Raw genomic sequence first — 11,933 nt, forward strand, 5'->3', positions numbered from 1 at the left:
GGATTCCTACGGACAAGAAAAAACCGGCCAAAGCCGGTTTTCTCTACGCTACAGAATCACTCCCACTCGATCGTCGCCGGCGGCTTGCTCGACACGTCGTAGGTCACCCGCGAGATCCCTTCGATCTCGTTGATGATGCGCCCGCTGACCGTCTCCAGCAGCTCGTACGGCAGGTGCGCCCAGCGAGCGGTCATGAAGTCCACGGTCTCGACCGCGCGCAGGGCCACGACCCAGGCGTAGCGACGGCCGTCGCCGACGACGCCGACCGAACGCACCGGCTGGAACACCACGAACGCCTGGCTGGTCTTGTGGTACCAGTCGGCCTTGCGCAGCTCTTCGATGAAGATGTGGTCGGCGCGACGCAGGATGTCGGCGTATTCCTTCTTCACTTCACCCAGGATGCGCACGCCCAGGCCCGGGCCTGGGAAGGGGTGGCGGTAGACCATGTCGTACGGCAGGCCCAGTTCCAGGCCGATCTTGCGCACTTCGTCCTTGAACAGTTCACGCAGGGGCTCGACCAGCTTGAGGTTCATTTCCTCGGGCAGGCCGCCGACGTTGTGGTGGGACTTGATCACGTGGGCCTTGCCGCTCTTGGCGCCGGCCGACTCGATCACGTCGGGGTAGATGGTGCCCTGGGCCAGGAACTGGATGTTCTCGAGCTTGCTGGCTTCGGCATCGAAGATGTCGATGAAGGTACGACCGATGATCTTGCGCTTCTTTTCCGGGTCGGCTTCGCCGGCCAGGTTGTCGAGGAACTGGGCCTCGGCATCGGCGCGGATCACCTTGACGCCCATGTTCTCCTTGAACATGGCCATGACCTGGTCGCCTTCGTGCAGGCGCAGCAGGCCGTTGTCGACGAACACGCAGGTCAGCTGGTCGCCGATGGCGCGGTGCAGCAGTGCGGCGACTACGGAGGAGTCGACACCGCCGGACAGGCCGAGCAGGACGTTGGCCGAACCGACCTGTTCACGCACCTGGGCGATGGCGTCTTCGACGATGTTGGACGGGGTCCACAGGGCTTCGCAGCCGCAGATGTCCTGGATGAAGCGGGACAGGATGCGACCGCCCTGCTTGGTGTGGGTCACTTCCGGGTGGAATTGCACACCGTAGTAGCCACGGGCATCGTCGAACATGCCGGCGATCGGGCAGCTCGGGGTGCTGGCCAAGACGTGGAAGTCGGCCGGCAGTTGGGTGACCTTGTCGCCGTGGCTCATCCAGACGTCGAGCCCCAGCACGCCGTCGGCGTCGATGTGGTCTTCGATGCCGTCGAGCAGGCGGCTCTTGCCGACCACGTCGACACGGGCGTAGCCGAACTCACGCAGCTCGGAGCCTTCGACCTTGCCGCCCAGCTGTTCGGACATGGTCTGCATGCCGTAGCAGATGCCCAGCAGCGGCACGTTGAGGTCGAAGACGGCCTGCGGCGCGCGCGGGCTGTTGGCTTCGTGGACCGATTCGGGACCGCCCGCGAGGATGATGCCGCGCGGGTTGAACTCGCGAATCGCCTCGTCGGACATGTCGAACGGGTGCAGTTCGCAGTAAACGCCGATTTCGCGCACGCGGCGGGCGATCAGCTGGGTGTACTGGGAACCGAAATCCAGGATCAGGATGCGGTGGGCGTGGATGTCGAGGGCCATGGGGAACTCTCTGGTGCAGCCGGGGCATCGAGGCACGGGCCGCAAGTTGATCGGGGAAACGGGAAAAGCAGCTGCAAGCGATGAGCGGCAAACTGCAACTGCTGTGTGGATGCGGTAACTGCGCATGGCGCACCTACCGCCGTACCTTCTTGTGGCTTACCGCCTACAGCGTGCCGCTCGATGTGGGCCTTCAGCCCACGCGGTAGTTCGGCGCTTCCTTGGTGATCTGCACGTCATGCACGTGGGATTCGGCCATGCCGGCACCGGTGATGCGCACGAACTCCGGACGGGTACGCATCTCGTCGATGTTCGCGCTGCCGGTGTAGCCCATGGACGAGCGCAGACCGCCCATCAGCTGGTGGATGATCGCCGCCAGTGCACCTTTGTAGGCGACACGGCCTTCGATGCCTTCGGGGACCAGCTTCTCGGCACCGGCCGAGGAGTCCTGGAAGTAACGGTCCGAGGAGCCTTGCGACTGGGCCATCGCGCCGAGCGAGCCCATGCCGCGGTAGGCCTTGTAGGAACGGCCCTGGAACAGTTCGATCTCGCCTGGCGACTCTTCGGTACCGGCGAACATCGAACCCATCATCACGCACGAGGCACCGGCCACGATGGCCTTGGACAGGTCGCCGGAGAAGCGGATACCACCGTCGGCGATCAGAGGGACGCCCGTGCCTTCCAGCGCTTCGGCCACGTTGGCGATGGCGCTGATCTGCGGCACGCCGACACCGGCGACGATGCGGGTGGTGCAGATCGAGCCAGGGCCGATGCCGACCTTGACGGCGTCGGCGCCTGCTTCGACCAGGGCCTTGGCCGCGGCACCGGTGGCGATGTTGCCGCCGATCACCTGCACCTGGGGGTAGGTTTCCTTGACCCAGCGCACGCGGTCGATCACGCCTTTGGAGTGACCATGGGCGGTGTCCACCACCACCACGTCGACGCCGGCAGCGACCAGGGCAGCGACGCGCTCACCGGTGTCCTTGCCAGTGCCGACCGCGGCGCCGACGCGCAGACGACCCTGGTCGTCCTTGCTGGCCAGCGGGTAGGCCTTGGCCTTCTCGATGTCGGTGACGGTCATCATGCCCTTGAGGTTGAAGGCGGCATCGACGATCAGGACCTTCTCCAGACGGTGCTTGTGCAGCAGCTCGCGGACTTCTTCCTTGTTGGCGCCCTCACGCACGGTGACCAGGCGATCCTTGGGCGTCATCACTTCGCGCACGGTGACGTCCAGGCGGCTTTCGAAGCGCACGTCACGGGAGGTGACGATGCCGACCAGGTCGCCGTTCTCCAGCACCGGTACGCCGGAGATGTTGTTCAGGCGGGTCAGCTCGAAGAGGTCGCGCACGGTGGCGTCGGCGTCGATGGTGATCGGGTCGGTGACCACGCCAGCCTCGAACTTCTTGACCTTGCGCACTTCGCTGGCCTGCTGTTCGATGGTCATGTTCTTGTGGATGATGCCGATGCCACCTTCCTGGGCCATGGCGATGGCCAGGCGGGCTTCGGTCACGGTATCCATGGCGGCGGAGACCAGGGGGATGTTCAGCTCGATACCGCGGGTCAGGCGGGTCTTGAGACTGACCTCGTTGGGCAGTACCTCGGAGTAACCAGGTACGAGGAGAATGTCGTCGAAGGTCAGTGCTTCTTGGCTGATACGCAGCATCGCGGATGCTCCCGGGCGGGAAAAATGGAAGCGCGCCATTATACTCATGCCGAGGCCGTTGCTCAACGCGAAATGCCGAGTGGTGGGGGGAGGCACTGATTTTCTCTGTCAATCCCTGCGCCAAGGTATCAACGGGGTCATGGGCCCGCAGCGTCCACAAATCCGTCACTGCGCAGGCGCATGGATCGACACTAGGCTTCAGGCGTCGAGCTTTGGACGTGTAGCCTGCGCTTCCCTCCCCTTACCGCGCCACGCTCACCACCGCCACCGGCTGGTCGAGCCAGTCGGCGAACTGCTCGAGAAACGCAGGCGTGAAGCCCGCGTCGCCCCAGTTGTTGAAGATGAAGCCCAGGTTGGAGAACGCGCATGGCTGCAGGAACAGGAAGCCATTGATGTCGTCTTCGAATCCGCACAGGGGGCAGGTGAAGTTGTCGGTGAGGCCCGGCATCCACTCCTCCAGGCTGTCGAACAGCGGCTCGCCTACCTCGCGCCGGCACTGCGGGCAACCGGCCTCTTCGAGAAACCCGTCGGTCGGCGTATAGATGCAGCGCTTGAGGACCACCTCCACGCCGTTGACCGGTTGCCCCAACGGCAGCCTCTGCGGGTGCAGGGCGATCGCGCGCGCCCCTTCGGCCAAGGCGTGCCCCATGTGGAGGCCGGTACTGCCACAGGTGCTGAGGGCTTCTTCGACGATGTTCTCGCGCACCAGCCAGCGCAGGATCGCCCGTGCACGGGCTTCATGGGCGACGAGGGTCGACTGCCGGGGGACAAGGATGCGTTGCGAGTTCATGGGCGATGAGCAGCCTGGCGTACGGGAAAGGGCCATGGATTCTACCGCGAGCGTCTGTGTCGAGGTAGCGACCGTTCGGCACGGGGCCGCTGGCCACCTGCCCGGCCCTGCGGCCGCCACGATCACGTGCTGTTGCAGCGCCTCGCCGGGACGTTATGATGCCCGGCATGATCAAAGACCCTTTCGAACGACTCGGCCTGGACCGTGAGGTCCTCACCGTCAGCCAGCTCAACGGCCGCGCACGCGTGCTGCTCGAGGACGTGTTCCGCTCCATCTGGGTGGAGGGCGAGATTTCCAACCTCGCCCGGCCGGCGTCCGGGCACCTCTATTTCACCTTGAAGGACAGCGGCGCCCAGGTGCGCTGCGCGCTGTTCCGGCAGAACGCCGCCCGAGTGCGTCAGGCGCTGCGTGACGGCCTGGCGGTGCGGGTGCGGGGCAAAGTCTCGCTGTTCGAAGGGCGCGGCGACTACCAACTGATCCTCGACACGCTCGAGCCGGCCGGCGACGGTGCCCTGCGCCTGGCGTTCGACGCCCTGAAGGAAAAACTCGGCGCCGAAGGGCTGTTCAGCGCAGAACGCAAGCGCGCCCTGCCGGCCCACCCGCGGCGCATCGGCATCGTCACCTCGCCCACCGGCGCGGTGATTCGCGACATCATCAGCGTGTTCGGCCGCCGTGCGCCGCAGGTGGAGCTGAACCTGATCCCCACCGCCGTGCAGGGCCGCGACGCCATCGGGCAGATCGTCAAGGCGCTGCAGCGGGCCGATGCACAGGGCTTCGACGCACTGATCCTGGCCCGTGGCGGCGGCTCGCTGGAAGACCTCTGGTGCTTCAACGAAGAAGCCGTCGCCCGCGCCATCGCCGCCTGCGTCACGCCCATCGTCAGCGCCGTGGGCCATGAGACGGATGTCTCGATCAGTGACTTCGTGGCCGACGTGCGTGCGCCGACGCCGTCGGCGGCGGCCGAACTGCTCGCGCCCGACAGCAGCGGGCTGCGCCAGACCCTCGAGAGCCTGGAGCGGCGCCTGCTGCTGCGCATGCGCAACCGCCTGGCCCACGACCACCTGCGCCTGGACGGCCTGACCCGGCGCCTGCGTCACCCGGGCGAGCGTCTGCGGCAGCAGGCCCAGCGCCTGGACGACCTGGACATGCGCCTGCGCCGGGCCTTCACGCTGCACCTGCGTCATCAACACCAGCACCTGGAGCGCTTGCAAGCTCGACTGGGCGCGCAACACCCCGGCCGCACCTTGACGTTACTCGGCCATCGCCTGGACGCACTGGCCGAGCGCCTGCCGCGGGCCATGCGCGACGTGCTCAAGGACCGTCGCCAACGGCTCCAGTCGCAGGTGCAGACGCTGCAAGTGGTCAGCCCGCTGGCGACCCTGGCGCGGGGCTACAGCATCCTGCTCGACGAGAAAGGCCACGCCATCCGCAGCGCGGCCGACACCCACACCGGCCAGCGCCTGACCGCTCGCCTGAACGATGGCGAATTGAAGGTGCGCGTCGAAGACAACCACCAGACGCCCGTCACCCTCTCCCTTCTGGACTGACCCATGCCCCGGCTTATCGCTCCCCTGCTCGCCCTCGCCCTGTTGCTGGTCGGTCCTTGCGCCCAGGCCAGCTACATCGCCCGCCAACTGAACAAGCCGGTGCCCGGTGGCGTCGCCGTGGTCGACCTCGGCCCTTCGGCACAGGCTCCCAGCGCGCGCTTCGAGGGCAAACCGGTGCTGGTGGTCAAGGAGCAGGACACCTGGCTGGCGATCGTCGGTATCCCCCTGACCCGCAAGCCCGGTCAGGCGGTGGTGACGCAAGGGTCGCGCAGCCTGCCGTTCGTGGTGGGCAGCAAGCAGTACCCTGAGCAGCACATCACCTTGAAGAACAAGCGCCAGGTCAATCCAGCGCCTGACGACTTGAAGCGGATCGAGCGCGAACTGGCCGAGCAGATCACCGCCTACCGCAGCTTCAGCCCGGTGCTGCCCAGCAACCTGCTGCTGGACAAGCCGGTCAACGGCCCCCTCTCGAGCAAGTTCGGCGTGCGGCGCTTCTTCAATGGCGAAGAACGCAACCCCCATGCCGGTCTGGACTTCGCGGTGCCTGCGGGCACGCCGATCAAGACGCCGGCCAATGGCAAGGTGATTCTCATCGGTGATTACTTCTTCAACGGCAAGACGGTCTTCGTCGATCACGGCCAAGGGTTCATCAGCATGTTCTGTCACCTGTCGCGCATCGACGTGAAGAACGGCCAAGCCCTGCGACGCGGCGAAGTGGTCGGTCGGGTAGGCTCGACCGGACGGGCCACCGGGCCGCACATGCACTGGAACGTGAGCCTGAACGATGCACGGGTGGACCCGGCGATCTTCATCGGGGCGTTCCAGCCCTGAGGCCTCGAATGTTGCGAAAAGGACCGGCGGTGGTGTGAAAGCGTTCGATGGTCTGCCGAAGGGAAGCCGCTGACTTCACAGGTTCTAGAGACCCGATGCCGGTCAAGCGGTCCTTGCAGGAAACTGTGGCGAAGCGACTGACGCCATCGCGGGCAAGCCCGCTCCCACAGGTCGCCTGCTGCCAGGTGGAGTGCAGCGCTGATTCGTCAGACTACCGCGGGCGTGTGTGGGAGCGGGCTTGCCCGCGATAGGGCCCATGCGCCCCCGTCTTTCTCATCGATACCTTCAAGAAAGAGACCCACCGCCTTGCCGCCGACACATGAACCAGCACGCCGCGAGCGTTCCGGCAGAGGTTGCCAAATCAGCGAATCCTGGGCCGCCAGCCAGCATGTCTTCGAGCACGGCAAGTCTTGCGCAATAAAAATTACAATTTTTTGTCAAACAAGCCTGGCAACTTGGCCTCATGCAGGCTTTCAGGCCATTCCTATCAATTTTTTCACGATGCTTGCCATTCTCTGCGGCTGTGGTTAGGGTTGAGCTCATGAACAGTCCACTCACCCTCATCCTGCTCCGCCAGCATCGCAGCCTTTCCCTGGTCAGCGCACGACTACCGGGTTGAGCCGCGTTACCCCGCTTTCGACCGGTTATCGTCTGGCAGGCCCGATCACGGCCGCTCATTAAAGGATTGCACCCATGTCCATGCTCAAAGACCCTTCTCGCAAGTACCACGCGTTCCCGACCATCGACCTGCCCGACCGCACCTGGCCGTCGAAGGCCATCACCCAGGCGCCGATCTGGTGCAGCTCCGACCTGCGTGATGGCAACCAGTCGTTGATCGAACCGATGGACTCGGCGAAGAAGCTGCGTTTCTGGCAGACCCTGGTGCAAGTGGGCGTGAAGGAAATCGAAGCCTCCTTCCCCTCCGCCTCGCAGACCGATTTCGACTTCGTGCGCACGCTGATCGAAGACGGACACATCCCGGACGACACCACCATCCAGGTGCTCACCCAGGCCCGTGAAGACCTGATCGCGCGCACCTTCGAGTCGCTGCGTGGCGCCAAGCAGGCCATCGTCCACCTGTACAACGCCACCTGCCCGTCGTTCCGCCGCATCGTCTTCAACCAGGACAAGCAAGGCGTCAAGGACATCGCGGTCAATGCCGCCAAGCTGTTCGTCAAGTACGCCGCGCAACAGCCCGAGACGCGCTGGACGTTCCAGTACTCGCCGGAAACCTTCAGCGCCACCGAGCTGGAATTCGCCAAGGAAGTCTGCGATGCGGTGATCGAGGTGTGGAACCCGACGCCCGAGCACAAGATCATCCTCAACCTGCCGGCGACCGTCGAAGTGGCCACGCCCAATGTCTACGCCGACCAGATCGAGTGGTTCTGCCGCAACGTCAACCGCCGCGACAGCGTGATCATCAGCCTGCACACCCACAACGACCGCGGCACCGGCATTGCGGCCACCGAGCTGGGCCTGATGGCGGGGGCCGACCGCGCCGAAGGCTGCCTGTTCGGCAATGGCGAGCGCACCGGCAACGTCGATCTGGTGACCCTGGCCCTGAACCTCTACACCCAGGGCATCGACCCGCAGCTGGACTTCTCGGACATCGATGGCGTACGCAAGGTCGTCGAGGAGTGCAACCAGCTCCCCGTCCACCCCCGTCACCCGTACGTGGGCGACCTGGTCCACACCGCGTTCTCCGGCTCGCACCAGGACGCCATCCGCAAAGGCATGAGCAAACAGCAGGACGGCGAATGGTGGGAAGTGCCCTACCTGCCGATCGACCCAGCCGACATCGGCCGCAGCTACGAGGCCGTGATCCGCGTCAACAGCCAGTCGGGCAAAGGCGGCATCACCTACCTGCTCGAGCAGGAATACGGCATCAGCCTGCCGCGTCGCATGCAGATCGAATTCAGTCAGGTGGTCCAGGGTGAAACCGACCGCCTGGGTCTGGAAATGACAGCCCAGCAGATCTACAGCCTGCTGCAAAAGGAATACCTGCAAGCCAATACCCCCTATGCGCTGGTCAGCCACCGCCTGCGGGAAGAAAACGGCCACAGCGCCGTGGAAGTAGACGTCGCCGGGGAAGGCGAAACCACCCTGAAATGGTCCGGCAAGGGCAATGGCGCCCTGGAGGCCCTGGTTGCCGGCCTGCCGGTGGCGGTCGAGATCATGGACTACAACGAGCACGCCATCGGCGCGGGCACTCACGCCAAGGCCGCCGCCTACATCGAGCTGCGCGTGGCAGGTGGACGTCCGGTGCACGGGGTGGGCATCGATGAAAACATCACCACGGCCAGCTTCAAGGCGCTGTTCAGCGCGTTGAACCGCTCGCTGAGCCAGCAGCAGGCCAAGGCGGCCTGAGCCACCAAGGCATGAAAAAGCCCGCATCCTGGATGCGGGCTTTTTCGTTTCTGGCCACTTGCAAAGAGCGCCCCTGAAGGCGCCCTCGCAGTGGGTGCGTGCCCTTCAGCCGAACAACGCCATCGCCTCGGCGCTGCACTCGGTGATACGGCCCCAGTCACCGTTCTTGATCCAGCTGCTGTCGAGCATCCAGGTGCCGCCTACACACATGACGTTCGGCAAGGCCATGTAGTGAGGTGCGTTGCTCGCATTCACACCACCCGTCGGGCAGAAGCGAATGTCGCCAAAGGGGCCGGCGAAGGCCTTGATGGCCGCAACGCCGCCGGCGATCTCGGCAGGGAACAACTTGAAGCGGCGGTAGCCCAGCGCGTACCCGATCATGATCTCCGACGCCGTGCTGATGCCCGGCAGCAGCGGGATGTCGCTGTCGACGCCGGCCTGGAGCAGCTCGGAGGTGATCCCCGGGGTCACCACGAACTGCGCGCCGGCAGCCTGCACGGCGGCGAACATCGCACCATCGAGCACGGTGCCGGCGCCTACGCACAGCTCGGGCCGCTGCTCGCGCAGCACCTCGATGGCCTTGAGGCCATGCTGGGAGCGCAAGGTCACTTCGAGCGTGCGAATGCCCCCTGCGGCCAGGGCGTCGGCCAGCGGCAGGATGTCCTGCTCACGGGCGATGGTGATGACCGGAAGGATGCGGGCGCGCTCGCACAGCGCGTCGATGCGCGCCACCTTTTCGGGCATGGTCAGCAGAGGCTGGGGACGTTCAAGCGTGGGCATGGCTGGGAATCCTTGGCTCATGGGCACCAGTACAGATGCAACGGGTCCTGAAGAAAAGCGCGGATCGGCATCGACGCGGCATCATCGCCGGCCAGTGCCTCGCGCAGGGTCGCAAGCTTGCCCTGTCCCTGCACGGACAAGGCCGTGAAGGCGGCCGTGGCCAGCAGGGCGCGGGTCATGCTCAAGCGTTGATGGGGCACACTGGGTGCGAGCATCGGCAAGCAGCGATGCTCGCCGGTGCGCTGCAGCCCGACTCGCAGGTTCGGACTGGCCGGGAACAGCGACGCGGTGTGGCCGTCATCGCCCATGCCGAGCACCAGCACGTCGATCGGCGGCAGATCCACCAGGGCACGGTCGGCCGCTTCGGCCGCCGCCTCCAAGGTGTCGGCCGGCCGGTACAAACCGATGAAGCGTGCCTGGGCCGCCTCACCCTTGAGCAAATGCTGGCGCAACAGGCCGGCGTTGCTGTCGGCATGTTCCACTGGCACCCAGCGCTCGTCGGCCAGGCTCACCACCACCTTGGACCAGTCCAGCGCCAGGCCGGACAGGGCCTCGAGAAACGGCACCGGGCTGCGACCACCGGACAGCACCACGGTCGCCTGCCCCTTGGTGTCGATGGCCTGGCGCAGCCGCTCGGCGACGTCCTGGGCCAGGCCGGTGGCCAGCGCGCTGGCCTCGGCGAACGTATGTGCCTGCACGTTGGCCGGCAGTTGCAGTTCAGATATCGCCATACCATGACCTCCCATCACGTGTAATCAGGGCGACCGCGCTCATCGGCCCCCAGGAACCGGCCGCATAGGGCCGGGGCATGTCGCCCGCCTGCTTCCAGCCGGCGATCAGTTGGTCGCACCACGTCCAGGCGTGCTCGATCTCGTCCTTGCGCACGAACAGGTTCTGGTTGCCGCGCATCACTTCCAGCAGCAGCCGCTCGTAGGCGTCGGGAATGCGGGCGCTGCGGCGCCAGGTGTCGGAGAAATGCAGCTGCAGCAGGTCGCTGCGCAGGTGCATGCCTTTGTCCAGCCCCTGCTCCTTGGTCATTACCCGCAAGGAAATCCCTTCGTCCGGTTGCAGGCGAATGACCAGCTTGTTGCCGATCTGTAGACGCTGCTCCGGGGCGAAGATGTAGTGCGTCGGTTCCTTGAAGTGGATGACGATCTGCGACAGCTTCTGCGGCATGCGCTTGCCGGTGCGCAGGTAGAACGGCACGCCCGACCACCGCCAGTTGCGGATGTCGGCACGCAGCGCGACGAAGGTTTCGGTATCGCTCTGGCTGTTGGCGTTGTCTTCGTCCAGGTACCCCGGCACCGGTTGCCCATCGCTGTGGCCGGCGATGTACTGGCCCCGCACCACGCGGCTGCCCAGCCCTTCGCCGGTGATCGGCGCCAGGGCCTTGAGCACCTTGACCTTCTCGTCACGGATGCTGTCGGCCGACAGGTCGCCCGGTGGGTCCATGGCGATCAGGCACAACAGCTGCAACAGGTGATTCTGGATCATGTCGCGCAACTGCCCGGCCTTGTCGAAGTAACCCCAGCGGCCTTCGATGCCGACCTTCTCGGCCACGGTGATTTCCACGTGGGAGATGGAATTCTGGTTCCACTGGGTCTCGAACAGGCTGTTGGCGAAGCGCAGGGCGATGAGGTTCTGCACGGTCTCCTTGCCCAGGTAGTGGTCGATGCGGTAGACGCGGCTCTCCGGGAAGTACTGGGCCACGGCATCGTTCACCCGGCGCGACGACTCCAGGTCGTGACCGATGGGCTTTTCCAGCACCACACGGGTGCGTTCGGCCAGGCCGACGCCGTCGAGGTGCTCGCAGATGGCCCCATACACGGCAGCGGCCGTGGCGAAATAGGCAATCAGGGGCTGATCGGGCGTGACCGTCTCGGCCAGGCGCCGATAGCCTTCACGCTCGAGGAAATCCAGGTGCAGGTAGGTGATGCGGGCCATGAAGCCCTGCACGGCCGCCTCGTCCACGTCGCTAGCCGGCAGGTAGCGGCGCAGGTGGCTTTCGATCGACGCCAGGTGCGCGTCTTCGCTGCCTGCCTCGCGCGCCAGTGCCAGCAGCCGGGTGTCCGGGTGCAGCAGGCCTGCCCGATCGAGCTGGTACAACGCCGGGAACAGCTTGCGCAGCGCCAGATCGCCAAGGGCGCCGAACAGGCCGAAGGTACAAGGTTCTACGCTGATCGCAGGCATGATGTTGGGTTCTTTCATAAATTGACCCTAGGAATACCGGTTCATTGGCTTTTTTTCAAGGGAATATGTAGTAATAAACACAACATTTTCGAGCGACGTGCGCGTACAGGTGGTGCGCGCATGATGGCTGCAAG

General features: G+C 65.2%; 9 protein-coding genes. 3 read left to right on the forward strand and 6 right to left on the reverse strand.

Going from position 1 to position 11,933, the window contains the following annotated elements; all coding sequences use genetic code 11:
- Positions 1-56: 56 nt before the first annotated feature.
- The 3 genes from guaA to G7Z99_RS13005 all read right to left on the reverse strand — a co-directional run bounded on the left by guaA (position 57) and on the right by G7Z99_RS13005 (position 4,084).
- Positions 57-1,634 carry a glutamine-hydrolyzing GMP synthase gene (gene guaA / locus G7Z99_RS12995; protein ID WP_060392754.1) on the reverse strand — a complete coding sequence of 526 codons (1,578 nt, stop codon included), beginning with the start codon at positions 1,632-1,634 and terminating at the stop codon, positions 57-59.
- Positions 1,635-1,824: 190 nt separating this feature from the next.
- Positions 1,825-3,294: an IMP dehydrogenase gene (gene guaB, locus G7Z99_RS13000; protein ID WP_060392753.1), complete on the reverse strand. Its 1,470-nt coding sequence runs from the start codon at positions 3,292-3,294 to the stop codon at positions 1,825-1,827.
- Between the two features lie 241 nt (positions 3,295-3,535).
- Positions 3,536-4,084 carry a sugar ABC transporter ATPase gene (locus tag G7Z99_RS13005; RefSeq protein ID WP_181094370.1) on the reverse strand — a complete coding sequence of 183 codons (549 nt, stop codon included), beginning with the start codon at positions 4,082-4,084 and terminating at the stop codon, positions 3,536-3,538.
- A gap of 167 nt (positions 4,085-4,251) precedes the next feature.
- Between G7Z99_RS13005 and xseA the strand changes: the two genes are divergently transcribed.
- The 3 genes from xseA (at position 4,252) to leuA (ending at position 8,829) form a co-directional block, all read left to right on the forward strand.
- Positions 4,252-5,631 carry an exodeoxyribonuclease VII large subunit gene (gene xseA, locus G7Z99_RS13010; protein ID WP_181094372.1) on the forward strand — a complete coding sequence of 460 codons (1,380 nt, stop codon included), beginning with the start codon at positions 4,252-4,254 and terminating at the stop codon, positions 5,629-5,631.
- A gap of 3 nt (positions 5,632-5,634) precedes the next feature.
- On the forward strand, positions 5,635-6,462 hold the full coding sequence (locus G7Z99_RS13015) for a peptidoglycan DD-metalloendopeptidase family protein (protein ID WP_181094374.1): 828 nt from the start codon (positions 5,635-5,637) through the stop codon (positions 6,460-6,462).
- A 693-nt stretch (positions 6,463-7,155) separates the two neighbouring features.
- Complete coding sequence (gene leuA / locus G7Z99_RS13020) at positions 7,156-8,829, forward strand: 2-isopropylmalate synthase (RefSeq protein WP_181094376.1); 1,674 nt, start codon at positions 7,156-7,158, stop codon at positions 8,827-8,829.
- A 105-nt stretch (positions 8,830-8,934) separates the two neighbouring features.
- Here leuA and G7Z99_RS13025 read toward each other — a convergent pair whose 3' ends face one another.
- From G7Z99_RS13025 to zwf, 3 genes are read right to left on the reverse strand one after another with little or no spacing between them, the layout of a single operon-like run.
- Positions 8,935-9,609 (reverse strand): bifunctional 4-hydroxy-2-oxoglutarate aldolase/2-dehydro-3-deoxy-phosphogluconate aldolase, encoded by a 675-nt coding sequence (locus G7Z99_RS13025; protein ID WP_181094378.1) that lies wholly within the window; start codon positions 9,607-9,609, stop codon positions 8,935-8,937.
- A 17-nt stretch (positions 9,610-9,626) separates the two neighbouring features.
- Positions 9,627-10,340 carry a 6-phosphogluconolactonase gene (gene pgl / locus G7Z99_RS13030; protein ID WP_181094380.1) on the reverse strand — a complete coding sequence of 238 codons (714 nt, stop codon included), beginning with the start codon at positions 10,338-10,340 and terminating at the stop codon, positions 9,627-9,629.
- On the reverse strand, positions 10,327-11,799 hold the full coding sequence (zwf, locus tag G7Z99_RS13035; protein ID WP_181094382.1) for a glucose-6-phosphate dehydrogenase: 1,473 nt from the start codon (positions 11,797-11,799) through the stop codon (positions 10,327-10,329). Before zwf ends, pgl begins: the two co-directional genes overlap by 14 nt.
- Positions 11,800-11,933 lie beyond the last annotated feature (134 nt).

It is taken from the genome of Pseudomonas entomophila (assembly GCF_013523165.1).
Taxonomy (GTDB): domain Bacteria; phylum Pseudomonadota; class Gammaproteobacteria; order Pseudomonadales; family Pseudomonadaceae; genus Aquipseudomonas; species Aquipseudomonas entomophila_A.